The sequence below is a fragment of the Pseudomonas sp. FP2254 genome, assembly GCF_030687695.1.
Lineage (GTDB): Bacteria > Pseudomonadota > Gammaproteobacteria > Pseudomonadales > Pseudomonadaceae > Aquipseudomonas > Aquipseudomonas quebecensis.
In genome coordinates this window covers 2,880,965-2,905,026 of sequence record NZ_CP117444.1, presented here as the reverse complement: position 1 = coordinate 2,905,026, position 24,062 = coordinate 2,880,965, and the positions used below count along the sequence as shown (strand labels likewise).

Annotated in this window: 20 protein-coding genes and 1 pseudogene; 11 read left to right on the top strand and 10 right to left on the bottom strand. The window is 61.3% G+C overall.

Annotation, left to right across the window (positions count from 1 at the left end; translation table 11 throughout):
- A complete protein-coding gene (locus PSH94_RS13320; RefSeq protein WP_253507766.1) occupies window positions 1-1,311 on the bottom strand; it encodes an MFS transporter in 1,311 nt (436 codons plus the stop codon).
- 160 nt (window positions 1,312-1,471) lie between these two features.
- Here PSH94_RS13320 and PSH94_RS13315 point away from each other — a divergent pair, with 160 nt between their 5' ends.
- From PSH94_RS13315 to PSH94_RS13300, 4 genes are all read left to right on the top strand, one after another.
- Entirely contained in the window at window positions 1,472-2,578 is a 1,107-nt protein-coding gene (locus tag PSH94_RS13315; protein WP_181077691.1) for a sugar diacid recognition domain-containing protein, read from the top strand.
- 91 nt (window positions 2,579-2,669) lie between these two features.
- Window positions 2,670-3,809, top strand: a complete 1,140-nt coding sequence (locus PSH94_RS13310; protein ID WP_181077689.1) for a glycerate kinase — start codon at window positions 2,670-2,672, stop codon at window positions 3,807-3,809.
- A 55-nt stretch (window positions 3,810-3,864) separates the two neighbouring features.
- Window positions 3,865-4,932 carry a DUF1176 domain-containing protein gene (locus PSH94_RS13305; RefSeq protein WP_305434735.1) on the top strand — a complete coding sequence of 356 codons (1,068 nt, stop codon included), beginning with the start codon at window positions 3,865-3,867 and terminating at the stop codon, window positions 4,930-4,932.
- Between the two features lie 61 nt (window positions 4,933-4,993).
- Complete coding sequence (locus PSH94_RS13300; protein ID WP_181077685.1) at window positions 4,994-5,506, top strand: GNAT family N-acetyltransferase; 513 nt, start codon at window positions 4,994-4,996, stop codon at window positions 5,504-5,506.
- Here PSH94_RS13300 and PSH94_RS13295 read toward each other — a convergent pair.
- Window positions 5,503-6,195: an aspartate/glutamate racemase family protein gene (locus PSH94_RS13295; RefSeq protein WP_305434733.1), complete on the bottom strand. Its 693-nt coding sequence runs from the start codon at window positions 6,193-6,195 to the stop codon at window positions 5,503-5,505. The two genes, PSH94_RS13300 and PSH94_RS13295, sit on opposite strands and share 4 nt — an antisense overlap.
- A 225-nt stretch (window positions 6,196-6,420) precedes the next feature.
- On the opposite strand from PSH94_RS13295, the gene PSH94_RS13290 reads away from it, so the two are divergent.
- On the top strand, window positions 6,421-6,915 hold the full coding sequence (locus PSH94_RS13290) for a hypothetical protein (RefSeq protein WP_181077681.1): 495 nt from the start codon (window positions 6,421-6,423) through the stop codon (window positions 6,913-6,915).
- Window positions 6,916-6,919: 4 nt separating this feature from the next.
- Here PSH94_RS13290 and PSH94_RS13285 read toward each other — a convergent pair.
- Window positions 6,920-7,450: pseudogene (locus PSH94_RS13285) on the bottom strand (tetratricopeptide repeat protein); the annotation flags it as partial.
- Window positions 7,451-7,611: 161 nt separating this feature from the next.
- Here PSH94_RS13285 and PSH94_RS13280 point away from each other — a divergent pair.
- Window positions 7,612-8,283, top strand: coding sequence for a DUF3313 domain-containing protein (locus PSH94_RS13280; RefSeq protein ID WP_181077679.1), 672 nt, complete (start codon window positions 7,612-7,614; stop codon window positions 8,281-8,283).
- Here PSH94_RS13280 and PSH94_RS13275 read toward each other — a convergent pair.
- The 6 genes from PSH94_RS13275 to PSH94_RS13250 form a co-directional block, all read right to left on the bottom strand.
- Window positions 8,280-9,293, bottom strand: a complete 1,014-nt coding sequence (locus tag PSH94_RS13275; protein ID WP_305434731.1) for a DUF3829 domain-containing protein — start codon at window positions 9,291-9,293, stop codon at window positions 8,280-8,282. The genes PSH94_RS13280 and PSH94_RS13275 overlap by 4 nt on opposite strands.
- Window positions 9,293-9,631 carry a hypothetical protein gene (locus tag PSH94_RS13270; protein WP_258197648.1) on the bottom strand — a complete coding sequence of 113 codons (339 nt, stop codon included), beginning with the start codon at window positions 9,629-9,631 and terminating at the stop codon, window positions 9,293-9,295. The genes PSH94_RS13275 and PSH94_RS13270 overlap by 1 nt, the downstream gene beginning before the upstream one ends.
- Window positions 9,628-10,860 carry a J domain-containing protein gene (locus tag PSH94_RS13265; protein WP_305434727.1) on the bottom strand — a complete coding sequence of 411 codons (1,233 nt, stop codon included), beginning with the start codon at window positions 10,858-10,860 and terminating at the stop codon, window positions 9,628-9,630. Before PSH94_RS13265 ends, PSH94_RS13270 begins: the two co-directional genes overlap by 4 nt.
- A 154-nt stretch (window positions 10,861-11,014) precedes the next feature.
- Window positions 11,015-12,415 (bottom strand): DUF1254 domain-containing protein, encoded by a 1,401-nt coding sequence (locus PSH94_RS13260; protein ID WP_305434726.1) that lies wholly within the window; start codon window positions 12,413-12,415, stop codon window positions 11,015-11,017.
- A 153-nt stretch (window positions 12,416-12,568) separates the two neighbouring features.
- A complete protein-coding gene (locus PSH94_RS13255) occupies window positions 12,569-12,934 on the bottom strand; it encodes a response regulator (protein WP_181077675.1) in 366 nt (121 codons plus the stop codon).
- 147 nt (window positions 12,935-13,081) lie between these two features.
- Window positions 13,082-13,285 (bottom strand): hypothetical protein, encoded by a 204-nt coding sequence (locus tag PSH94_RS13250; protein WP_181077673.1) that lies wholly within the window; start codon window positions 13,283-13,285, stop codon window positions 13,082-13,084.
- Between the two features lie 135 nt (window positions 13,286-13,420).
- Here PSH94_RS13250 and PSH94_RS13245 point away from each other — a divergent pair, with 135 nt between their 5' ends.
- From PSH94_RS13245 to PSH94_RS13225, 5 genes are all read left to right on the top strand, one after another.
- A complete protein-coding gene (locus PSH94_RS13245; RefSeq protein ID WP_266249409.1) occupies window positions 13,421-16,918 on the top strand; it encodes a response regulator in 3,498 nt (1,165 codons plus the stop codon).
- Window positions 16,919-17,749, top strand: a complete 831-nt coding sequence (locus PSH94_RS13240) for a protein-glutamate O-methyltransferase CheR (RefSeq protein WP_370694730.1) — start codon at window positions 16,919-16,921, stop codon at window positions 17,747-17,749.
- On the top strand, window positions 17,746-18,345 hold the full coding sequence (locus tag PSH94_RS13235; protein WP_305434725.1) for a chemotaxis protein CheB: 600 nt from the start codon (window positions 17,746-17,748) through the stop codon (window positions 18,343-18,345). The genes PSH94_RS13240 and PSH94_RS13235 overlap by 4 nt, the downstream gene beginning before the upstream one ends.
- Window positions 18,339-19,532: a hybrid sensor histidine kinase/response regulator gene (locus PSH94_RS13230; protein ID WP_181077665.1), complete on the top strand. Its 1,194-nt coding sequence runs from the start codon at window positions 18,339-18,341 to the stop codon at window positions 19,530-19,532. Before PSH94_RS13235 ends, PSH94_RS13230 begins: the two co-directional genes overlap by 7 nt.
- Window positions 19,533-19,611: 79 nt before the next feature.
- Window positions 19,612-19,989, top strand: a complete 378-nt coding sequence (locus PSH94_RS13225) for a response regulator (RefSeq protein WP_181077663.1) — start codon at window positions 19,612-19,614, stop codon at window positions 19,987-19,989.
- A gap of 309 nt (window positions 19,990-20,298) precedes the next feature.
- Here PSH94_RS13225 and PSH94_RS13220 read toward each other — a convergent pair whose 3' ends face one another.
- Window positions 20,299-24,003, bottom strand: coding sequence for a hypothetical protein (locus PSH94_RS13220; protein WP_305434723.1), 3,705 nt, complete (start codon window positions 24,001-24,003; stop codon window positions 20,299-20,301).
- Window positions 24,004-24,062 lie beyond the last annotated feature (59 nt).

The following is a 24,062-nucleotide window of genomic DNA, read 5'->3' as shown; positions in this document are numbered from 1 at the left end:
TTAGACCTTCAAGGTCCGTGTCATGCGCAGTGCCAGCGCACTGCCCGCCACAATCACCGCCGCCAGCAGGTACAACGCAACATCCGTCGAACCCGTGGCGTCCTTTACGAACCCGACGATATAAGGGCTGAGGAAGCCCGCCATCTGGCCCATGGAGTTGATCAACGCCAGGCCACCCGCCGCTGCGCCTGCGCTGAGCATCGCCGTCGGCACCGGCCAGAACATCGGCAGGCCGGTGAGAGCGCCCATGGTGGCAATGGTCAGACCGAGGATGGCAATGGCCGGCGTGGTGGCGAAGTTTACCGCGATCACCAGGCCCACCGCGCCCATCAGCATCGGCACCACCAAATGCCAGCGACGCTCCTTGCGCAAGTCCGCCGAACGGCCCACCAGCAACATAAACACCGCAGCCAGCAGATAAGGGATCGCACTGAGCCAGCCGATCACCAGGTTATCGCTGAAACCCAGGTTCTTGATGATCGACGGCAGCCAGAAGTTGATCGCGTACACGCCGCTCTGAATACAGAAGTAGATCAGGCCGAAGGCCCAGATCGCCGGGTTTTTGAACACCTCGGCGAGGGAGTCGCTGGTGGTCTTGGGCTTGTTCGCCAGGTCCGTGGCCTGGTCGGCTTCCAGCACCGCGCGCTCCTTGGGCGTGAGCCACTTGGCATGGGCGAAACTGTCGCTGAGCAGGAAGTAGGCGAGGGCGCCCAGCAGAACCGTGGGGATGCCTTGCAGCAGGAACATCCACTGCCAGCCGGCCAGACCGCCCTGGCCGGCGGCGAAGTGGTTGAGAATCCAGCCGGAAAACGGACTGCCCAGCAGGCCTGACACAGGGATCGCCGACATGAACAACGCCATGATCCGCCCACGGCGAAAGGTCGGGAACCACTGCGACAGGTACAGCACCACGCCGGGGAAAAAGCCGGCTTCGGCGGCACCGGTAAACAGGCGAAGGGTATAGAAATGGGTCGGTGTGGTGACGAACAGCAGGCAGGTCGACAACGTGCCCCACACGATCATCATCAGCGCGATCCAGCGCCGTGGACCGAATTTGTTCAGGGCCAGGTTGCTCGGCACGCCGCACAGCACATAGCCGATGAAGAAGATCCCGGCCCCGAGGCCGTACACGGTTTCGCTGAATTTGAGGGCATCGAGCATCTGCAGCTTGGCGAAGCCGACGTTGACGCGGTCGAGGTAGTTGAACAGGTAGCAGATAAAAATGAAGGGGATCAAGCGCAGGGTCACGCGCTTGTAGACAGCGTTTTTATCGTCATCGTTGGCCTGGGTGACAGCGGCGCTCTGTGACATGGCGTTCTCTCTTTATTATGATTTTTCGCGATGCGAGGGTAACGTTGATCGCCCCAAGAGTCTCGGCCAGGTGGCAGGCGGCTGTCTTTGTGCTCGCGCACAGTGAAGCCGGCTTTGCGCTGTGCCGATGACCAACCACGCCTTGCAGGAAGTTAGCCCCATGTTCGAGCTGGATCATGACCTGGCGCAGGATATCGTCGATCGCACCATGGCCATCCTGCCTTATAACGTCAACGTCATGGACAGCCAGGGGCTGATCCTCGGCAGTGGCGAGCCCGAACGCATCAACACCCGGCATGAAGGCGCGCAACTGGTGCTGGCCAACGGCCGCGTGGTCGAGATCGACGGCCAGACCGCCAAACACCTCAAAGGCGTGCAACCCGGTATCAACCTGCCGCTGATGCACGACCAACGCCTGATCGGCGTACTGGGCCTTACCGGCGAGCCCGAATTGCTGCGCACTTACGCCGAACTGGTGCGCATGACCGCTGAAATGCTGGTCAGCCATCGCCATCAGCAGGCCGACCAGCAGTGGCGACGCCAGCGTTGCGATGATCTGCTGGCGTTATTGCTGGCCGATGCCGGCGACTCGCCGCGCTTGATCGACGAAGCCCGGCAGCTGGGGCTCAAGCCTCACATGCCGCGCATACCGTACTTGTTCGAATTGGGCGAAGGCGCCTGCGCGCAGGACCTCGCCGCCTGGCTGAGCGCACGCTATCCCGACAGTTGGTGCGTCAGCTCGGCGCAGTTTTCACTGCTGTGGTGCCGACCGGCCGGGGTCTGGGTGGACAACCCCAAACTGCTGGAAAAGCTCGCCGGCCAGGGCTGGCCTGTTCTGCGCGTGGCCGTGGGCGGTCAGGCCGATGGATTGGCCGGGCTGCGGCGCTGCTACCGACGGGTCGGCGACCTGCTGGCCTACGGGCGCGATATCCTGCCCCATGCGCAGTTGCTGACCCTGAACCGCTATCGTCTGCCGGTAATGCTTTGGCGCCATCGCAACGACGACGCCCTCGACGAACTGCTCAACCCGTTGCGCAAAGTCCTGGCCAAGGACGCCAATGGGCAGTTACTGGCGACCCTGCGCAGCTGGTGCGAGCACGATGGGCAAAGCCAGGCCTGTGCCGACGCGCTGGGCATCCACCGCAACAGCCTGCGCTACCGCATGGAGCGCATCGCCGAACTCAGCGGCGTTGACCCGCTGACCCTGGACGGCATGCTCGCCTTGTACCTGGGCGTGCAATTGTTGCCCCAGGCTTTGTCGGAATGAACAACAAACCCACGCCGCACTTGTGCATCGGACCGGCGTTATTGCCGCTGCCAACTGGCAGCATGGACGGCATAAAAACCGGAGAACGCCCATGAAGATCATCATCGCCCCCGACTCGTTCAAGGACAGCCTGAGTGCCGAAGGCGTCGCCCAGGCGATTGCCGACGGGTTGGCCGAGGTCTGGCCGCAGGCGCAGTTGATCCAGTGCCCGATGGCCGACGGCGGTGAAGGTACGGTGGCCGCCGTGCTCGCCGCCTGCCACGGTGAGTTGCGCCGCCGGACGGTTCGCGGCCCATTGGGTACCCCGGTCGAGGCGCACTGGGGCTGGTTGGCCGACAGCCACACCGCCATCATCGAAATGGCCGAAGCCAGCGGCCTGCAGTTGGTACCGCCGGAGGCGCGCGATGCGTGCCGCACCAGCACCTTCGGCACCGGTGAACTGATCCACGCGGCGCTTGAAGCGGGTGCCCGGCGCATCATCCTGGCCATCGGCGGCAGCGCCACCAACGACGGCGGCGCCGGCGCGATGCAGGCGCTGGGTGTGCAGCTGTTTGACGCCGACGACCGCGTCCTGCCGCCCGGAGGCCTGGCCTTGGCACAGTTGGCGCGCATCGGCCTGGACAGCCTCGATCCACGCCTGGCCCAGGTGCGTTTCGACATAGCCGCCGACGTCAACAACCCGCTCTGCGGCCCTCACGGCGCTTCGGCGATTTTCGGCCCGCAAAAAGGCGCGGGCCCGCAACAGGTGCAACAGCTCGATGCCGCCCTCGGGCACTTCGCCGATCATTGCGCCAGGGTGCTGCCCCGCGACGTACGCGATGAACCCGGCAGCGGCGCCGCCGGCGGCCTGGGCTTCGCCGCCAAGGCGTTTCTCGGCGCCCGGTTCCGCGCGGGCGTCGAGGTGGTCGCCGACCTGGTGGGCCTGGATGCGGCCATACGTGGCGCCGACCTGGTCATCACCGGCGAAGGCCAATTCGATGCCCAGACCCTGCGCGGTAAAACCCCGTTCGGCGTCGCACGCATCGCCCGCCAACACGGTGTGCCGGTGATCGTCATCGCCGGCACCCTCGGTGATGGCTACGCGCAGATGTATCAACACGGCGTCGCCGCAGCCTTCGCCTTGCCAAGCGGACCAATGAGCCTCGCGCAGGCCTGCAACGAAGCGCCGCGCTTGTTGCGCGAGCGGGCGGCGGATATTGCGCGGGTGTGGCGGGTGGCTGCCGGGCGCTGACGGCACGCGCCGAACATGTGACAATCCGCGTCTTTTTCCGACACGGAGAGTCCCCATGTTGCGCCCCTTACTCCTGGCCCTGCTGGCCGGTTCCTCTGCCCAAGCCTTTGCACAACCCGCTGCCGAGAGCGTGCCGCTGCTGCGTGACATCAAGGAATGGGTGGTCGGTTGCGACAACCTGCGCGATTGTCACGCCCTCAGCGCACCGAGTGGTGCCAATGAAGAAGACTACAGCTCGCTGACCCTGCATATCTGGCACAAGGCCGGGCCGCAGGGTTACTTGCGCTTGCGCTTCGACCATCGGGGCGAGGCCGTGGACTTGTCGACCCTGCAACTGGACGGCCAGCCCCTGGGCGATGCCTTGACCCAGGATTTGCAGGCGCAGCGGGATGACCAGGGTGGCGATCCGGATGTGCAGTCCTACGGCGTTCTGGACGACGACGCGGCACGTCGGTGGTTGCAACGCTTGCGCAATGGTCAGCGCCTGCAAGTGCCCGCCGATGCCGACGCGCATGTGTCGCTGAGTGGGCTGAGCGCTTCGCTGCTGTTGATGGATGCGGTGCAGGGCCGGGTGGATAACGTCACGGCTCTGGCGCGGCCGGGCAAGGGCGCGGCGAGTAGCGTACCGGCGCACATGCCGGTGCCCTTGCTGCGTGCATTCCCCGGCGCACCGGCATTGACCGCCCAGGAGCAGAAAAACCTGGTGGCCGAGGCGCTCAAAGGCGAAACGGCGCAAGAGGATTCGCCGCCACCCGAAGCCAGCGCCGGTGCGTTGACGGCGTCGCACGCCATCACCGTGTTGCGTTACGACTGCGCGGCCTATAACTGTGAATACGAGGTGGTGCAACGCGCGCGCCAGGCGCCTTATGCCCAGGCCGCCTTGCAGCTGGAGCCGTTGCCGTTGGACGGGGCCGCGCTGCAGGGTTCGGTGGGCTACGATCCGGCCACCGGCACCTTGAGTTATTTCTACAAGCAACGCGGGCTCGGCGATTGCGGGGCCGGGGCGGCCTGGGTGTTTGATGGCAAGGCATTCCAGCTCAGCGAGTTCCACATAATGTCGCGCTGCACCGGCGTGGCCTACGGCGATTGGCCGTCGTTGTGGACGACCGCCCCGGCGCCCTAGGCAGCGGACGGCCGACGCCTCTACACTGGCAGGCCCCCTGTTTTTCCAAGGATGAAACCGCATGCACACGCCTGAACCCCATATCGTCATCCAGCGCTTTACCGAGGCCCACCTTGAAGGCGTCGCGGCGCTCTACAACGAGCCGGCGGTGTGTCGTCAGGTGCTGCAGATGCCGTTCCAGTCGATCGAGGTGTGGCGCAAGCGCCTGGTGCTGGATGACGAGCGTCGCCTGCAACTGGTGGCATTGCATGGCGGCGAAGTGGTGGGCCAGCTGGGGCTGCAACAGTACTTGCGCGTGCGCCAGGCCCACGTCGGCACGTTCGGCATGGGCGTGGCGACCGCCTGGCAGGGCAAGGGCGTGGGGTCGCGGCTGTTGAAGACGGCCCTGGACGTGGCCGACAACTGGATGAACCTGCACCGCGTCGAGTTGACGGTGTACGCCGACAACCAGGCCGCGCAACGTCTGTACCGCACGTTTGGTTTCGAAGTGGAAGGGGTGCTGCGCGACTACGCCCTGCGTGACGGCGTGTATGTCGACACCGTCAGCATGGCGCGTCTGCGCCCGTCGGCTTAATCCTGCACTGCAAACGCCACCGCAGCCTGTGCATGCAGCTCGGTGGTGTCCAGCAGCGGCAGGTCCGTGTGTTCAGGTTTGATCAGCAGACCGATCTCCGTGCACCCGAGGACGATCGCCTGGGCGCCCCGCGCGGCCAGCGCAGCGATGATGCGCAGATAAGCCTGGCGCGAGGTGTCGCTGATGATTCCCACGCATAACTCCTCATAAATGATCCTATGCACGGCTTTGCGCTCCTCGGCCTCGGGCACCAGCACGCTCAAGCCATGCTCCGCCAGGCGCGCCTTGAGAAAGTCCTGTTCCATGGTGAACGCGGTACCGAGCAGGCCGACGGTGAGTGTGCCGGCCTGCACGGCAGCCCGGCCGACGGCGTCGGCGATATGCAGGAAAGGAATCGACACCGCCGCCTCGATACGCGGCGCCACCCGATGCATGGTGTTGGTGCACAGCACCACACAGTCCGCGCCGCCGGCCTGCAGGCGCCGCGCCGCGTCTTCGAGGATCTGTGCGGCATCGTCCCAACGCCCGTCGTGCTGCGCCTGGGCCACCGGCCCGAAATCCACGCTGTACATCAACATCGGCGCCGAACGCAACGGCCCGAGCTGGGCGCGCACCCGCTGATTGATAAGGCGGTAATACTCGGCGCTGGACTCCCAGCTCATGCCGCCGATAAGGCCGATGGTGCGCATGCGATGCTCCTGACAGGGAAAGTGCCTTCACCTTACGCATCGGCCGCTGAATAGTCAGACGCAGTTACCCGCCAAATGACCGGTGCAGTTCTGATTCAGCGGCAAACGCCGATTCCAGGCTCGTCTCGTGCACGCCCACGGCGGCCGTCGGCGTTAATCGTACGGTGAATGGCCGCATCTGCCATGATCGGATATCGCAACCTGGCACACCCAAGGAAATCCGCAATGGACGATGTACAGCAACTGGGCGAGATGCTTCGTCATTACGCCGATAGCGAAGCGCACAAGAAGCAGCAGTTCGAGGTGCAGTCGGCCCGTTGGACGCAAAAGCTCGACGAGTTGTTCGGGCAGATCGAGCAATGGCTGGAGCCGGTCAAGCGCGTCGGCTTGCTGGAGGTCCAACGTCAAACCTATGTCGCCAGCGGGCCGAGCGTGCCGGTGGAAACATCAACCTTCAAGACTGAAAAGCTATTGGTACAGATCACCGGTAAAACCGTGGAGTTTGTGCCTGACGTCATGGCCATGGGCGGCTTGATCTCGGTATCGGTGATGGGCTTGACCGCTGCCCGTCACGGCAGCGTGTCGCTGGTGCTGCCGGCCGACAAAAATGACTGGCTATGGAAGAAAACCAATGGCCTCAAAGACCCGGACACCTTTGGCTTCGACGCCAACTTCCTGGCCTCGCAGTTGCAGAGTCTGATTCCACGCGAACGCGGCTAAGGCTCTACTTCAACGCCGGGTCGCCAGGGTTGAGTTGTTTCCAGCTCTGCAAGACCCGTTGCGCCTTCGGCTCCTGGCCACTCTCCAGGTAGTACTGGATCAGCGACAGCCGCGCATTGCGATGATACGGCTGACGCTGGAGCACCGCTTCCAACTGCTGGCAGGCCTGTTCGACCTGGCCGCCGTCATGCAGCACCACCGCCAGCACAAAGCCATACTGGGCGTTGGCCGGGTCCAGACGCGCGGCGTTGCGCAGATAGCCCATCGCTTCGGCGGCAGCGTCGCTGCGTATCAGCATCAAGCCCTGGGTGTGTTGCAACAGCGCAGCGTCAGGATGCTCGGCCAGCTGCCCGGCGATCAGGGCGCGTGCTTCTTCGCCGCGTTCATGGGCTTCCAGCCATTGTGCCAGGGTGACCAGCGCGGGAAAAAAATCAGGATCGCGCAGCAGGGCAGTGCGTAGCTGGGACTCGACTTTGTCTTGCCGGCCGCTGGCCTGGTAAAGCATGGCCAGGTTGAGGTTGGCCTCGGCGCGGTCGTTGAAATCCGCAGGGACGGTCTGCGGCATGGCGGGCTGCGTGCAGCTTTAACGTTGGCCCTCGGCCTGTCAAACCGGCAGCGCAAAATAGAGGCTATTTCCCCAGAGTTGGCTATACCTAGAGCTCCGTCTTTCGATGATGACCGCCAGGGAGTTCAATGATGAAACTAAGGCTAATGATCAGTACGTTGTGCGTGGCTTCGCTCGGGTTGGCGGGCTGTGCCAGCAAGGTCACGCAACCGGATGAATATTCAGGCTTCCTCTCCAACTACAGCCAACTCAAGCAAGCCAAGTCACCGTCAGGCGCCGAGGTGATGCGCTGGGTCGATCCCCAGCTGGACCTGAGCCGCTACAACGCGGTGTACATCGAGCCGACCCAGTTCTATCCCAAGCCCCAGGCCACCGCGAAAATCCCGGACAGCACCCTCAACGGCATCAACACCTACTACAACCAGGCGCTCAAGCGTGAGCTGGGCAAATCCTTGCCATTGGCCAACGGCCCCGGCCCGGGCGTGATCGTGGTGCGCGCGGCCATCACCGCCGTCAGCAGCAAGACCGAAGGGCTCAAGCCCTATGAGTTCATCCCGGTGGCATTGGTGGCGGCGGCGGTCAGCACCGGCACCGGCATCCGCGATCAGGAAACCACCCTGGCCACCGAGGCACAGTTCCTCGACGGCGCCAACGGCAAGGTGCTCGCCCAGGTGGTGCGCAAAGGCACCGGCAAGCCTTTGGAGAACGACGCCCAGGTGATGAAGGCCGACGACGTGAAAAGCGTGATCGACGGCTGGGCGTCGGACCTGCATCACTCCTATCTGAAATTCAAGCAACACTAAAACGCATTGCGGGCCGGTCGGTTGTGATAGCTGAGCAGGGCGTCGTAACGGCGGGTGACGAGGTCATAGTCGTCACTCAGCTGATGCGGGTTGGCGTGGTTGAGCCAGTCTTGAAGCAGGCCTTGCAGGGCAGCAAGGTACGCATCGGCGGGGCTTCTCAGGGTGTACCAAAGGTGCAGCGTTTCTTCGCTGAGTTCTTTATCCGGCATCCGATCGACAAAGGCTGCGGCACTTTGCTGCGCACGCTGAACCGAAGCGGTCAACGCCGCCAGGGCTTGGGGTGTCAGGTCGGCAGCGCGTACCCCTTGGTCGATCCGATCGACCGCCTGGCGCGCCACGATCATGTAGTTGAGCAGCTGCCAATGCAGATCTCGGCCCAGACGTGCTTCCAGCAAATCCAGCTGTACGGGGCGCAAACGCTGCTCCTCACGCGTCAGATCGTCACGCAGAGCCGCGGATGCCGACAGGTAGTCGCCACCGTTACGGCTTAGTTCTGCTTTCAATTGGTCAAGCATGACGTTGCCAAATAATTGCTGCTGCGGCGTTTTCGTGCCGGGAGTTTGACTGGGGCTGAGCAGCGTACCGACATCGCTGATTCTGCGAAGGGCCTGCACGTACTGTTGCGTAGTCGTAATCAATGGACTGCCGGGGGCTTGGCGTTCCAGCTGGAGGGTGATTGCAGGAGTGCATAGTTGCTTTTGGATCAGGCGGGCTTGGGGCTCTGCGTTGTCGCCAAATTCTTCCCGAGGCACGTTCGCGGCGCCGGAGCGCTCAGACGTCCGGACTGAGGCGTCGCCCTGAGTCAGCAAGTAGTAGGCCAGCCGAGTATCGCGGTCAACGCGGTTAACGCAATCGATGATCGGCGCAAGCGCGCCGGCCGTTGCGGTCTGGGGGCTGTCCAGTTGGTTGAGCCACCACTCGACAATCTGCAGTTGTTTGCTGGCGCCGGCCAGGCTGAATAGGCACAGGATCAACACCACCCCAACGGGGTACAACATGATTGGCTTCATCACTCAGCCTCCTGGCCGTACCACTGTGCCTGGGTCGCGGGTGCCTGGCAGGGCTGTGCGGTTCTCGGCATGCGGCTGCACACGCGCTCTGTCCACTGTTGTAGGCCTTGATTGCGATCTACCTGATAATGACTGTCAATGCTTTTGAGCGCTGCGAACATCACTGCCATGAGCAACGTGATAAGGCCAAATGCGCCGATGGTCTTGCGCGGATGGAGGCTGGACCATTCTTTGTAACCCGTGCGTGCTTGACGTTTACCCGCTCCGATCACGGCCAGGGTCGCCACCATCATCAGGCCCGCAACCGGGCCGAATTGAACACTGATGGCAACACTCATGATCGCCCCCGGCAGCAGATCGCGCAGCGGCAATAACGGCAGGCGGGTAGGGCAGAGTCGCGTCGGTAGGCGGACGGCGAGGCGTTCATCCAGGACGCGAACCCGATGTACCAGCGGGCGCCACAGTGCCAGGCCAGGGCGCCGACCACGACATAGGCCATCGACCATGCCAACGCGTGGCCCAGTGTGCTGACCAGGCCCCCTGAAAACCATGGTGCCTGGAACAGCGCACCGGTCACACAGCCCAGCACTGTTGCCAGCGCCAGCGGCCAAGTGTCGACAGCAGTTTCCCACTCCTGCCAGAAATAAACCGTACCGCCCGGTAGGGACAGCGCAACGTCGGGATGATCGGTTTTAATACGCGCGGCCAGCGTTCGGCACGCATCCCAGTCGGCCTCGCTCAAGCGCTGGGCGAATGCACGTCGCTGCCCCAGTGTCATCGGTGCCAACAACAAACGAGCGGCGCGCTGCTGCGCAGTGTGCGGCGGCACAACAGCCAGCACACGCTGGTGGGCAATGAACGCCGGCCCTTGCTCACGCCGCAACAGATGCTGCCATTCATTTTTGGGGCAGGGGTTTTCGCCACCGAGAGGCCAGCTCTGCCCGGCGCGGACGGCCTCGAACAAAGCAGGAAACCAGAAGTGGCTGTCGCATAGCAGCGTGGCAAGTGTCTGGTTGAGCCATTGAGCGTGCGCCGGCTGGCGCAACCAGGCGTGATCGTCACGCCGAGCGTACGCATCAAGGAAATCTGCTTCGTTACGTTGTGCAAGGGCCAGCGCCAATCGGCTGTGCAACGCCTGCCTGCATTGAGAGGTCAGGGCATCCAGCCATTGCGCAGGCAGCTCCAGGCGCTGCCAGGCGCTGAGCCAGTGGAAGGTATCAAACGCCCAGCGACGCTCCTCATCGCTCACGGTGTCGTCGCTGATACAGCGTTCGAGCAGCGCCACCTCGAATGCCGGGCCGTTGCCTTGGGCCAAGGCTTGCTGATAGCGCTGGGGTAGGGTGGCGTCCACCGGTTCTGGCGCGGCCATCTCGACCGCCGTGGCGGCAAACGCGTCATCCAGCGCCGATTCTTGCCCACTCATGGCCGCTTCATACGCTTCACGCAGGCGCTGGAAACCCTCGGGATCAGCATCCGGCCGGGTTTTCTTCAGCAGCGCCGCGTAGGTGCGCTTGATGGTGCGGCTATCGGCATCCGGGGGCAGATCAAGAACTTCCCAGCAAGTCATGTGCGGTGCAGCTCCGTGAAGAATCGCGCGCACCTTACCTGTTTCATTGGCCAGTAAGCCAGCAGTAGTAAGGACACTGCTTAACGCTTTGTAGTGTGCCGGATCGCTGCAAATCGGCGCGCGCGGCCCGCCCCTGGCTGGACCGCGCGCGGTATCACTTGAGCGGTGTCAACGGCGGCAATTTCCACTGACCGCTACCCACCTCAGGCTTGGGCAGGTAGATTCGCAGTACGGCATAAAAAGGCCCGGGGGGAGCCGGCAACCAATTGCTCTGTTCGGCTTTGGGCGGTTCGTGATGCTGCAGGGCCAGGGTCAGACCTCCATCAGCGTCGAGCTTGAGACCAGGCAACATGCGCGAGTTGATCAGGTAGCGCTTCTTGTGGTTGGGTACCAGTAGCTTTGTCCTGGCGTCGTACATGGTCAGCGACCAGAACGCATCCGCCGGCGGCAGTTGATCCTTGTTGAAGTGCACGGTATAGCTATGGCGGGCGCCATTGGCGGGCTTGCCTTCGCTGTCGACCAGATACTCCAGGTACGCGGCTTCATCGGTTGAATTGCCAAAAATGCTCAGATTCGCACCGGCGTAGCGGTACAGGTAGTTGTTCTGCAAGCGATCACGACTACCGAACAGGTCGCCGCTTGGCACTTGGCGGGTGTCTATTTTGTCTTTCTTGAACGCGGCAAACTCAGCCTTGCCGTCGGCAATCCCGTCTTCCAGGGCCTTGCGCTGTTCGGCGCTGAGCTGGTTGAGCTTGAACGGCGCGCCGGGGGCGATGCCGATTTTGGCGAAGCGCGCCAGCAGGTCTTTCTCGCTGTCCTGGGGCGCGGCGAACGCCAGCATGAAATTCAGGTAGCGGAACAGTTGCGGGCTGTCGCTCATGGTGGCGGTGGGTTTGGGCCACTCGACCTTCGGCGCGCTGGCCGGTGCAGGTTGCTTGACGTAGCTGCTCAGCGGCTGGACTTTATAGCCGCTCTGAATCTGCTTGACCTTGCTCAGGTCTTTTTCGTCGAACAACTGCGTGCGGTACAGCGCATAAGCGATGTTGCTCTCGCTGTAGACCACACGGTCGATGTCCACCGGTTGCTGACCTTTCCAATCCGGCCCGGCGATCATGTAGTGGCCACCGTTGTTGCCGGTGCTGCGCGTGCCCAGGTACGCGAAGTTCTGCGTATAGAGGTCGATCAACTGCACCGAGTAGTAACGGTTGTCGTCGATCTTGGGCAGGGTCAGCACCAACGGTTCGCGGCGCAGGTCCATCCACACGAACGAGTAGGGCGTGTCGGAGTTCGGGGTGACGAATGCGGTGTCCTTGGGCGTGAACACCTGGGCTGTATTGCCGATATGGTTGAACGGCGCCTTGAAGTTGGCGCCGCCTTTGTCAACGGCCTGGGTGTAGAGCGTCTTGTACATTTCCACCACCGGGAACCCGTACAGGTAGGCTTCCTTGGCGATGGCCCGCGCTTCGCTCGGGGTGGCGGTGAAATCGGCCCAGGCGCCGCTGCTCAGGAGTATCGAGAGGCTCGCCAACAGCAGGCGCGTCGGTTTTCTGATCATGTTGTCGCGTCCTTTTGAGGCTCTTGACGATTTTTTCAAAGGATATGGGAACGCGCAGAGTTTCCGATTTTATTTGCCCAAGGTCACGTAAATCTCTCGTTGCCCGATACAAAAATGCCGCCCGAAAGGGCGGCATTCAATGGAGAAGCCAGCTCAAACAGAAGAAAGGATTGATTTGACCTTGTCACGCAATTGATCGATGGAAAACGGTTTGCCAATCACGTGCATATCGGCGGGGGCGCCGATATGTTCGGCATAGCCGCTGGCAAACAGGATCGGCAGACCAGGGCGCAGTGCGCGGACCTCTTTGGCCAACTCCTTGCCGTCCATGTCCGGCAGGCCCACATCGCTCATCATCAGGTCGATGACCTGGCCCTTGTCGCTGACCACCTTGAGTGCTGCCGCCGCATCCGCCGCCTCGATCACCACGTACTCCAGTTCTTCGAGCACATCGACAATCAGCATGCGCACGATGTTGTCGTCTTCGACAACCAGGATGGTGGACGGGGGTAGGGGCATAGTGGAAGTTCCTGAGAAGAAAGAAAGCAGGTCATAGAATTCAACAAGACGCGTCACTAGTGAGTCTTTTTGATCCAGGCAAGTTCCCCTGGCCGGCGCATTGTGACGATACCGGCCAGTAATGTCTCCTGCTCAGGTACGCAGGTTTTACAAAGCCTCGTCCAGGATCGCTTGTAACGCGGGTTTCTTGACGTTGGCTGCGCTCAAGTCGGCCACATCAAACGTACTGACGTAAAACTCCCGCGCCCCGCGCTTGCTGCCGTAAGGCGATAGCGTAGCGGCAATGCCTCCGCTGTTAAGGACCTTTTCCATCCCCTCCTGCATTGACTGCAAGGTGGTGAATTTGGCCATTCCGGAGTTGGGTTCCGACAGGCGTTTTTACGGCACTGGCCGCGCCTTGGTGAACCGATGCCATCAGAAAAATGGCGTTCAAGCGCAACTTTGGGGCAAACTCCCGGTTTTTCCGTATTTGGCCAAGGCATGCCCATGACTCCCGCTTCGTCCGTCGATGAAAAGAGCTTCCGTACCCTGCTGAGCAGAAACGTGGCATTGCCCCTGGGTGTGGGCGTGCTCAGCGCGGTGTTTTTTGTGTGCCTGATCACCTATTTGCTCTCGGTGATCCAGTGGGTGGAGCACACCGACCGGGTCATCAACAACCTCAATGAGACGTCAAAGCTGACGGTCGATCTGGAAACCGGCATGCGCGGCTTCCTGATCACCGGGGACGAGCATTTCCTCGACCCGTACGAAGTGGCCAAGCCGCGCATCATTGCGGACCTGCATAACCTGCAGGAGCTGGTGGCCGACAACCCGCAGCAGGTCGACCGCCTCAAGCGCCTGGAAGCGTTGCAACTGGAGTGGAACAAGTACGCCCAGTCGATGATTGATATGCAGCGCCAGAGCGGCGACTACCGCAGCGCGGTAAAGGCCGGGCGGGGCAAACGCTTGACCGACGAGATTCGCAAGGAATACGACGATGCGGTGGCCATGGAGCAACAGTTCCGCATCGCCCGTAACGCCGACGTCACCCGCACCACGGTGGCAAGCGTAGGCCTTTACCTGGTATTCGTGCTGGGCCTGAGCGCCTTTCTCGCGTATATCGGCAGAAAAAATCTAGTCTCACTTTCAGTAAGTTACAGCGCAAACCTCGCGTCACAACAGAAGATCGCACGGCGTCTGGAACAGCAAGCATGGCTGCGCAATGGCCAGACCGAACTGGCCGAGCAGGTGTTGGGCCAACTGACCTTGAACATGCTGGGTCGCAATATCCTGCAGTTTTTCGCCCAATACATGGGCTCGGCGGTCGGGGCACTGTATGTGCGCGAAGAGCACGGCGGTCTGAAGCGCATTGCAACCTACGGCTTTTCCCGCGAGCAGGAGCAGCAGGAGCAAGCGATCTACAGCGACGAGGGCATCGTCGGCCAGGCCGCGCAGCTCGATCGCTTGATCCGTCTGGACGATGTGCCGGTGGACTACTTCAAGGTCAGCTCGGGCCTGGGTGAAGGCACCACCCGCAGTGTGCTGGTGATGCCCACCAGCGACGATGATCGCGTCAACGGCGTCGTCGAGCTGGGCTTCCTGCGTCCGCTGCAGGAGCGCGACGTGGAACTGGTGGAACTGATCGCCGGCAACATCGGCACCTCCATCGAGGCCGCGCGTTATCGCCAGCGCCTGCAGGAAGTGCTGGCCGAGACGCAGCAGCTCAACGAAGAGCTGCAAGTGCAGCAGGAAGAACTCAAGACCGCCAACGAAGAGCTCGAAGAACAGTCGCGCATCCTCAAGGAGTCCCAGGCCCATCTGGAAACCCAGCAGGCCGAACTGGAGCAGACCAACGAGCAACTGGCCGAACAGACCCAGACCCTGGCCGAGCAGCGCGACGCCATGGACCGCAAGAACATCGAGCTCAACCAGGCCCAACTGGAACTGGAAGACCGCGCCGAAGAACTGCAGCGTTCAAGCAAGTACAAATCCGAGTTCCTCGCCAACATGTCCCATGAGCTGCGCACGCCGCTCAACAGCTCGCTGATCCTGGCCAAACTGCTGGCGGAAAACCCCCAGGACAACCTGAGCGCCGAGCAGGTCAAATTTGCCGAGTCGATCTATTCGGCGGGCAACGACCTGCTCAATCTGATCAATGACATCCTCGATATTTCCAAGGTCGAAGCCGGCAAACTGGAAGTGCGCCCGGAAACCTCCAGCGTGGCGCGCCTGGTGGACGGTCTGCGGGGGATGTTCGAACCGCTGGCGGCCGATCGCAAGCTGGGCTTCCAGGTGGAGGTGCAGGAGGGCGCTCCCGCCATGCTGTTCACCGACCGCCAGCGCCTGGAGCAGATCCTCAAGAACCTGCTGTCCAACGCAATCAAGTTTACCGAGCAGGGCCAGGTAAGCCTGTCGGTGTCCGGCGCCGCCGAAGGCGGCATTGTGTTCAGCGTGCGCGATTCCGGCATCGGCATTGCCCTGGACCAGCAGGAAAGCATCTTTGAAGCCTTCCGCCAGGCCGACGGCACCACCAATCGACGTTACGGCGGTACCGGCCTGGGGCTGTCGATCTCCCGCGACCTGGCGACCCTGCTCGGCGGCTCGATCCAGGTGACCAGTGAGCCTGGCAAGGGCAGCGTGTTTACCCTGGTACTGCCGGAGCAGTATGAAGAGCGCCCGCGGGACGCCGCCACCGAGGAGGCGCCGCGCCCAGTGGTTGCAGCGCCCGCACCGGCCCCCGTCAAGGTCTCGCCGTTGCCGGTGGCCGATGCGGAGCAGATCCCACGCTTTGCCGACGACCGCGACAAGGCCCCGTTCACCACGCGCTGCATCCTGGTCGTAGAAGACGAGCCGAACTTCGCGCGGATTCTGTTCGACCTGGCCCACGAGCTGGGCTATCAGTGCCTGGTCGCCCACGGGGCCGACGAAGGCTACAACCTGGCCGAGCAGTACATTCCCGATGCGATCCTGCTCGACATGCGCCTGCCGGACCATTCCGGCTTGACCGTGCTGCAGCGTCTGAAGGAACACGCCAATACCCGCCATATCCCGGTGCACGTCATTTCCGTGGAAGACCGTGTCGAAGCCGCCATGCACATGGGCGCCATCGGTTATGCCGTCAAGCCCACCACCCGTGAAGAGCTCAAGGACGTGTTTGCGCGCCTGGAAGCCAAACTGACGCAAAAGGTCAAGCGTGTGCTGCTGGTGGAGGACGACGACCTGCAGCGCGACAGCATCGCCCGCCTGATCGGCGACGATGACATCGAAATCACCGCCGTCGGCTTCGCCCAGGAAGCCCTGGAACTGCTGCGCAACAACGTCTACGACTGCATGATCATCGATCTCAAGCTGCCGGACATGCTGGGCAACGAGCTGCTCAAGCGCATGGCCACCGAGGACATTTGTTCGTTCCCGCCGGTAATCGTCTACACCGGGCGCAACCTGACTCGCGATGAAGAAGCCGAGCTGCGTAAATATTCGCGCTCGATCATCATCAAGGGCGCGCGCTCGCCGGAGCGTCTGTTGGACGAAGTCACACTCTTTCTGCACAAAGTCGAATCCCAGCTGTCCCATGAGCGCCAGAAGATGCTCAAGACCGCCCGCAGCCGCGACAAGGTGTTCGAGGGTCGCAAGATTCTGTTGGTGGACGACGATGTGCGTAACATCTTCGCCCTGACCAGCGCCCTGGAGCACAAAGGCGCGGTGGTGGTGATCGGGCGTAACGGCCGTGAAGCCATCGACCGTCTCAATGAAGTCGAGGACATCGATCTGGTGCTGATGGACGTCATGATGCCGGAGATGGACGGTTACGAGGCCACGGCGTTGATTCGCCAGGACCCACGCTGGAAAAAGCTGCCGATCATCGCCGTGACCGCTAAGGCCATGAAAGATGACCAGGAGCGCTGCCTCGCGGCGGGCTCCAATGATTACCTGGCCAAACCGATCGACCTGGATCGTCTGTTCTCGTTGATTCGCGTATGGCTGCCGAAGATGGAACGCATTTAAGTGGAGCGAAGTTTTTTGGAAAAAAGCAGCGATATTGAGCTGCGCCTGCTGATCGAGGCGATTTACCTCAAGTACAGCTATGACTTTCGCGACTACTCCGGGGCGTCGGTCAAACGACGCGTGGCCCATGCCATGCGCCAGTTCGACTGCGCCACCATTTCCGCGCTGCAGGAGCGGGTGCTGCATGACCCGGCGGCGTTCATGCAGTTATTGCAGTTCCTGACGATCCCGGTGAGCGAGATGTTTCGCGACCCGTCGCACTTCCTGGCGATCCGCCAGGAAGTGGTGCCGCTGCTCAAGACTTACCCGTCGATCAAGATCTGGATCGCCGGTTGCAGCACGGGGGAGGAGGTGTACTCCATGGCTATCCTGTTGCGTGAAGAGGGCCTGCTGGAGCGTACGATTATCTACGCCACCGACATCAACCCGGCGTCCCTGGATAAAGCCAAACAGGGCATTTTCTCCCTGGAGAACGTGCGGGCCTACACCAGCAATTATCAACAGGCCGGAGGGCAGCGTTCGTTTGCCGACTACTACACCGCGGCTTACGATTACGCGATCTTCGATAAAACGCTGCGGGAGAACGTGACGTTCGCCGACCACAGCCTGGCCACCGACAGCGTATTTTCAGAAACTCAATTAATTTCTTGTCGCAACGTACTGATTTATTTCAATAAAAAATTGCAGGACCGGGCGTTTGGGTTGTTTCATGAGTCGCTGTGCCATCGCGGCTTCCTGGTGCTCGGCAGCAAGGAAACCCTGGATTTTTCTGGCTACAGCAAGCACTTCGAACCCTTGGTCAAGCAGGAACGGATCTACCGCAAATCATGAACGACGCCGCAGCCAGCCCGATTCGCGGGATTGAAGCCATTGTCGTCGGCGCGTCTGCCGGTGGCGTGGAGGCGTTGCTGAGTATTTTCGGCGAGCTGCCCCAAGGCTTCGCGCTGCCCATCATTGCGGTGCTGCACTTGCCGGATGAGCGCCGCAGTCAACTGGCGGAAGTGTTCGCGCGGCGGCTGCGTATCCCGGTGCGCGAGGCCCGCGACAAAGAAGCCATCGAGCCCGGCACGTTGTACTTCGCCGGTCCCGGCTACCACCTGTCGGTGGAGCAGGACCGCAGCCTGTCCCTGAGCCAGGAAGAACGCGTGCATCACTCGCGCCCGTCCATCGATTTTCTGTTCACCTCGGCGGCGGACGCGTATGGCTCCGGCCTGCTGGCGATCCTGCTCACCGGCGCCAACCAGGACGGCGCACGCGGCCTGGCCTACGTTAAACAGCAGCACGGCATCACCGTTGTACAGGACCCTGAGGAAGCACGCGTGGACGTCATGCCCCGTGCAGCCCTGGCGTTGCAGACACCTGACCATATTCTGACTCTGGGCCGGATTGGCTCATTGCTGGTTTTGCTGGAATCTACCCCATGTTAAGTACCGTCCAGGCCAAGCTGCTGATCGTCGACGATCTGCCGGAAAACCTGCTCGCCCTCGAAGCGTTGATCAAACGCGAGGATCGCCAGGTCTTCAAGGCATTGAGCGCCGACGAAGCGTTGTCCCTGTTGCTCGAGCATGAGTTCGCCATGGCGATTCTCGATGTACAGATGCCCGGCATGAATGGTTTTGAATTGGCCGAGCTGATGCGCGGCACCGAGAAGACCAAGAACATTCCCATCGTGTTTGTGAGTGCCGCCGGGCGCGAACTGAACTACGCGTTCAAGGGCTATGAAAGCGGCGCCGTGGACTTTTTGCACAAACCGCTGGATATCCATGCGGTCAAGAGCAAGGTCAACGTGTTTGTCGACCTGTATCGCCAGAGCAAGGCGATGAAACTGCAGGTTGAAGAGCTGGAGCGCAGCCGCCGCGAGCAGGAGCTGTTGCTCAACCGTCTGCAGGCCACCCAGGCCGAGCTGGAGCAGGCGGTGCGCATGCGCGATGACTTTATGTCGATCGTCGCCCATGAGGTACGCACCCCGCTCAACGGGCTGATCCTGGAGACCCAGCTGCGCAAGATGCACCTGGCGCGGGACAACGCGGCCGCATTCACCCTGGACAAGATGCACGCCATGGTCGACCGCGATGAGCGTCAGATCCGCAGCCTGATCCGTTTGATCGAAGACATGCTCGATGTATCGCGCATTCGCACCGGCAAGTTGTCGATCCGCCCGGCGCGTTTCGACCTGGCGCAACTGGTCAGCAACCTGGTGGAAAACTTCGCGCCGCAAGTGGCCGCCGCCGAATCGTCCATGCAGCTGTCGGCCGAAGGGCCGGTGGTGGGCAACTGGGATGAGTTCCGTATCGAGCAGGTGATCACCAATCTGCTCACCAATGCGCTGCGCTACGGGGCCAAGAGCCCGGTGGATGTGCGGGTGTATCGCGAACACGGCGAAGCGCGGGTCGAAGTGCGCGACCGTGGGATCGGCATCAGCGAGGAAAACCAGAAGCGCATCTTCCAGCAGTTCGAGCGCGTCTCCGCCAGCCAGGTAGCGGCGGGGCTGGGCCTTGGATTGTTCATCTCAGAGCAGATCGTCGCGGCCCATGGCGGCACCATCGAAGTCGAGAGCCGGATAGGCGAGGGCGCCCTGTTTCGGGTGTGCCTGCCCCTTGAACCCACGGCGTGAAATCAATCGTCACCTCGACGCAACCTTCTGCGTGACCCTATGGTCGTAGTTGCAGCAATTGACCGGACAAAGGCTTCCCATGAGTGAAGATGCACAAGATGTCGTACTGATCGTCGAAGACGACGAATCCATTATGTTTGTGTTGGGTGAGTACCTGGCGGGCCTGGGTTATCGGGTCTTGAAGGCGATCAATGGTGAACAGGCCTTCGAAATCCTGGCCACCAAACCGCACTTGGACCTGATGGTCACCGATTACCGCCTGCCGGGTGGCATTTCCGGTGTGCAGATCGCCGAGCCGGCGTTAAAGCTGCGGCCGGAGTTGAAAGTCATCTTCATCAGCGGCTACCCCCAGGAAATCCACGACTGCAACAGCCCGATCACGCGCAATGCGCCGGTGCTGGCCAAGCCGTTCGATCTGGATACGCTGCAGGAACATATCCAGCGCCTGCTGGCGTGAGTGGCGCGGCGCTTGTCAGGCGCCGCTGAATGCCAACGGTTCAGTAAATTCAAGACGATTGAAAATCGGCCGACGGATTTCTTCTGCTGAAATTCGGCGCGGTTGCTGGCCAATATCCTGCAACGAGACCTCTACACGCTGCATGGCAGCGCACTGTGCTACAAGCACACCATTGCAAATTTCAAGGGCTCCCGGGCGCTGCAAAAACGTTGCGCGCCTGACAGTTTTTGGTGGTGAGCAAGCCGGTTCACCACCACAAAACCCTCATTTCCCCAGGTTAGGTATCACTGAAGATAGGTATACCTATGCTCAGGCAAGCACGCCCCTGATACTGGATTCCAGGGTGCTGGAGGGTGTGAACACTATGTCAAAGCCCGCGCCCGTGTCCATGAACTCTTGAATGCCCGCCTGTTGCTCCGCGCCAAGTGGGTAGACGTTGGCTTTACCTGCGGTGTTGGGCACCTGTTTTGTACCACCAAGGGCGTGATCCAGTGCATGTGAGTTTGACTGATAGAGGTGCAGTTGGCCGTCCGGGGCTTTCTGAAGGTAGACGGCATGAACAATTTTATCTTTGTTGTAGCCGCCTCGACTCACAAAGGTCATGACGCCTGATTCGGTGATATCGGCGGCATTGAAACTAGTTTTGCGCGTGCCGGGGCCAATTTTCATGACCTGGTTATAGCGCTCCGATCCGCCATTGAGGACTTCGGGGATGATCTTGTTGAATGCGGTGTCGGTGATTTTTTTGTCGGCTTGAGCAGTGCGCAAGGCGGTGGCGTAACAGATATCCAACTGAGGCTCTTTATCCAACTTTTTGAACAACGCGACCAGATTGTCACTCAGCTCTGCACTGGAAAGCACTTTGGGTTCGAAACCCTTGAGTGCCGGGCCGAACGGCTGCCGCGTTGCTGTGTTAATGGCATGCCAGTTGCCCGTCTTTTCATCCAGCCGGGCAAATAACGCCAGCTCGTCGATTGCGTTGGACGACTTGATCCCACCCTGGGCGATCCCCGGCGTCTTCGCGAGGGCCAAGGCGTCAACTTTGGTTAGGGCCCCGCGCACTTGCTTGAAGCCTGCGCGTGTGGCGTCGTATCCACGTCGCACCGATTTGACTGCTCCTCGGGCCAGATCTGCCACGCCGTCCAGCGGGTTGATCGCCCCGATAGCCGCGCGGCCGATAATTCCGGTGAGTCTGGACGCTTTGCTCAACCCACTGGCCGCACTACGCAGCACTTTTGCGCCCTTGCCTACAACGCCGGCGCCGGCCGTCAAAAAGCCCAACGCATCAAAGGCCAGGTCCGTGATTCCGCCGCCGATGTCACCTTTTGAAAAACTGACGATCGCCGAATAAAAGGGGATCAGGTTAAGTACAACTTCCTGGATTTGTTTGTAGGTAGGCACTTCCTGGTCAAAGGTGGTCAGCACCTGGCCTTGTTGCTGGATTTTATTGACCAGATCCAGTTCCTGCGTGACCGTGCGCGCAATCGCCTTGGTTCGGTCACTGTTAAAACTCTGTGGCGTTCGCTCGTCAGGCGGGGTTTCCTCGGTCAGGCCTGGAGCGCTGTCGAGGCCATCGGCCGATAGCTCTACCGACACCATGTCGTAATGAAAGTGCGTGTGGACCGGGGGTTGCCGTCCAGGCTCGAACAATCCCAAGTCGGGGCGCTGTTTGATTGTCCCATCTACGTTGATCTGGTAGTGCCGGGTGTGCGCATTGCGTGTAGTACGGAAGATCAACTCCGTGGGTTCGGGTTCGTTCGAAGCGCCGTTACCTACTCGCCGGGTAGTCCCGCCGAAGTTGTCCCGCCTGACGCCGACCTCCCGGAATACGCTCAGCGCGCCATATTGAAGGTCTTTTTGTTCCTCGAGCGGCAATTGCGAGAGGTTGAAGTTGATACCGACTTCGACGCTTTTTTCCATTGCCTTCGCATAAGTTGAAATGTCCTGCCTGAACGCGCCGATGAGGTCAGGCCCCTCCTTCAACTTACTGGCCACGTCAGCAATATCCAGCTTGTCGCTGAGCGAGACCCAGCGGTAGTCGGAGCCCGACGTTTGAGTAATTGTCTGCTGAGCCGAAATGAACGGATAGAAACGACCACCCTTGAAGTTATCGAGCCCGGAAGATTTTCCGGGCAACGAGAACAACCGCTCCTTCAGATAGAGGTCCTTGATTGAGTATGGCCCCGGAAAATCCACATGTGCCGGGGAGAGCTGGATGACCTTCGCTTCCAGGTCGACATCCGGGCCTAATGTCGCTCTCAAATAGTCATCCGTTCGTTTGTGTAAATCAGGCATATCGCTGCTACGGGCCTCGGACGCCTGCTTCAATGCTCGGATCTGCTCATTGAAGGCGCTGCGCACCCGTTGCATCTGCCCATCGTTATACACATCGTGCGGGTTCGATTCGATCACGCCATTGGCCACGCCCCAGTCCTTGAGCGCAGTGTTCTGCGCCTCCCATTCGACCTTGCGTTGCGTTTGCGTGACAGGCGCCGTGCTCGCCCAAGTCATCACCTGGGAGTGGGACATGTCTGCTGTTGCACCGGGCGTTGCAGATTCGATACGCGCCACGGCGGTGGCGAAACTGACCCAGCCATGTGAGCCGTAGAGCAGTTGCTCGGGCAGCCCCTTGACCAGAAACTCCGGGGCCCTTGATGACAGCAACAGATGCGCCTGTAAGCGCGCCTTCTCGGGCGAGGACGAGCGGCCGGTGGTTTCCAGGTGTTCGGCCAGGCGCGTGACGACCTGTGAAGCGGGCCTGCCCCAGTGTTGGTCGCCGGCCAGGTTGAAACCGGCCACCCGGGTTCGGGTTGACGGCGCGTTGGGCGCGGGGGCGTCCGTATCCTGGCTCAAGGCCGCCAATAGCCAGTCATTAACGCTGCCTTTGATCGAGTTGGCCTCGAACCTGGCTTGGATAGCCAGGCCAAGCGCCTGTCCCTTGGGCGATTGAATCAGTCTGTCGAGAACTCGGCGGGGATTGGCCAGTTGCGAGGGTTCCAATGAAGCGCCGTGCAGCAAGTACTCAAGAACGTTCTTGTAGGGGCTTACATCCAGATCACCCACGGTAGCGTGCCGCAGCATACTGCGCAGTGTCAGTTGGCTCTGTTCGTCAAGAGGCATGGGCCAGGACAACGCGCCGCTGTAGTCACCAAGCGCCGGGCCTTTCTCCAGCGTCTTGGGCAGCGCGTCCAAGAGGTTTTGCAATTGCTCGGCGTTGGTGGGAAGGTCCCAGCCATTTTTCAGGATGTAATCGTTGAGGCTGACCTTCGCGCCAGTCTGCGGGGCGAAGGCCTGCCCCCAGGTAGAGTCGGGATGGATATCAAGTCGGGTGCGCTGCAGATAATCAACAACTTCGTCACTCAAAACACTGCCGGAGTCGAGGCCACTGCTGAGGTGGCGCAACTCGCCCTGCAGGAAGTAAAGGTTACTGTTGTCGCCCAGTACCCGTTTCTGTTCATTGAGCGCCTCGTCGCTGCGTGCGGCATCGACAGCCGGGTCGCGGTCCCAATCTCTGACGAAGGTCAGATCACGTTCCAGCTGCACGGCTTGCTCTTGCGCTTGCGTCGGGTAGTTGGTGCCCGGTTGTGAGTAGAAGTTGCGCACCAGCTTCAGCGGCGCGCTGTCGCTGTGCTCGGTCAACGGTGGTTTGAAAACGAAGAAGTTGGAAATGGCACGTCCTGCCATCATCAGCGGCCCGCTGACCGTTGCCCAATCCTTATTTTCCGGACCGACTACTACGCGCTGTGGCGGCTTAGGTCCGCGATTTTTCGGCTGGTAGAACACCTGACCGGTATCCGTCTTGATCCTGATGCTGTCAGGGTCTGCGCCCACGCGTCTTATCCAATCGAGCACTTCGGGGGACTGCATCGCGCTTCCCAATTGCTTCCACCATTGTCCGAACGTCGAGTGCATGGGCATTGCTTCGACCATGATCGCATCGTCCTTCTCCAGTTCGCCGGTGATCTGTAGCAGCGTTTTGGCATAACGAAAGGCCATTTCGTTGTCGCCGGACATGCCCTGCACCCCTTGGGGCGGTTGCCCAAGGTTCACCTGGGCCGCGCGCCCGACCGGTG

Coding starts and splice junctions, on each gene's coding strand:
- PSH94_RS13320 (WP_253507766.1), bottom strand. CDS start 1,311: ATGTCACAGAGCGCCGCTGTCACCCAGGCCAACGATGACGATAAAAAC.
- PSH94_RS13315 (WP_181077691.1), top strand. CDS start 1,472: ATGTTCGAGCTGGATCATGACCTGGCGCAGGATATCGTCGATCGCACC.
- PSH94_RS13310 (WP_181077689.1), top strand. CDS start 2,670: ATGAAGATCATCATCGCCCCCGACTCGTTCAAGGACAGCCTGAGTGCC.
- PSH94_RS13305 (WP_305434735.1), top strand. CDS start 3,865: ATGTTGCGCCCCTTACTCCTGGCCCTGCTGGCCGGTTCCTCTGCCCAA.
- PSH94_RS13300 (WP_181077685.1), top strand. CDS start 4,994: ATGCACACGCCTGAACCCCATATCGTCATCCAGCGCTTTACCGAGGCC.
- PSH94_RS13295 (WP_305434733.1), bottom strand. CDS start 6,195: ATGCGCACCATCGGCCTTATCGGCGGCATGAGCTGGGAGTCCAGCGCC.
- PSH94_RS13290 (WP_181077681.1), top strand. CDS start 6,421: ATGGACGATGTACAGCAACTGGGCGAGATGCTTCGTCATTACGCCGAT.
- PSH94_RS13280 (WP_181077679.1), top strand. CDS start 7,612: ATGAAACTAAGGCTAATGATCAGTACGTTGTGCGTGGCTTCGCTCGGG.
- PSH94_RS13275 (WP_305434731.1), bottom strand. CDS start 9,293: ATGAAGCCAATCATGTTGTACCCCGTTGGGGTGGTGTTGATCCTGTGC.
- PSH94_RS13270 (WP_258197648.1), bottom strand. CDS start 9,631: ATGAGTGTTGCCATCAGTGTTCAATTCGGCCCGGTTGCGGGCCTGATG.
- PSH94_RS13265 (WP_305434727.1), bottom strand. CDS start 10,860: ATGACTTGCTGGGAAGTTCTTGATCTGCCCCCGGATGCCGATAGCCGC.
- PSH94_RS13260 (WP_305434726.1), bottom strand. CDS start 12,415: ATGATCAGAAAACCGACGCGCCTGCTGTTGGCGAGCCTCTCGATACTC.
- PSH94_RS13255 (WP_181077675.1), bottom strand. CDS start 12,934: ATGCCCCTACCCCCGTCCACCATCCTGGTTGTCGAAGACGACAACATC.
- PSH94_RS13250 (WP_181077673.1), bottom strand. CDS start 13,285: ATGGCCAAATTCACCACCTTGCAGTCAATGCAGGAGGGGATGGAAAAG.
- PSH94_RS13245 (WP_266249409.1), top strand. CDS start 13,421: ATGACTCCCGCTTCGTCCGTCGATGAAAAGAGCTTCCGTACCCTGCTG.
- PSH94_RS13235 (WP_305434725.1), top strand. CDS start 17,746: ATGAACGACGCCGCAGCCAGCCCGATTCGCGGGATTGAAGCCATTGTC.
- PSH94_RS13230 (WP_181077665.1), top strand. CDS start 18,339: ATGTTAAGTACCGTCCAGGCCAAGCTGCTGATCGTCGACGATCTGCCG.
- PSH94_RS13225 (WP_181077663.1), top strand. CDS start 19,612: ATGAGTGAAGATGCACAAGATGTCGTACTGATCGTCGAAGACGACGAA.
- PSH94_RS13220 (WP_305434723.1), bottom strand. CDS start 24,003: ATGTCCGGCGACAACGAAATGGCCTTTCGTTATGCCAAAACGCTGCTA.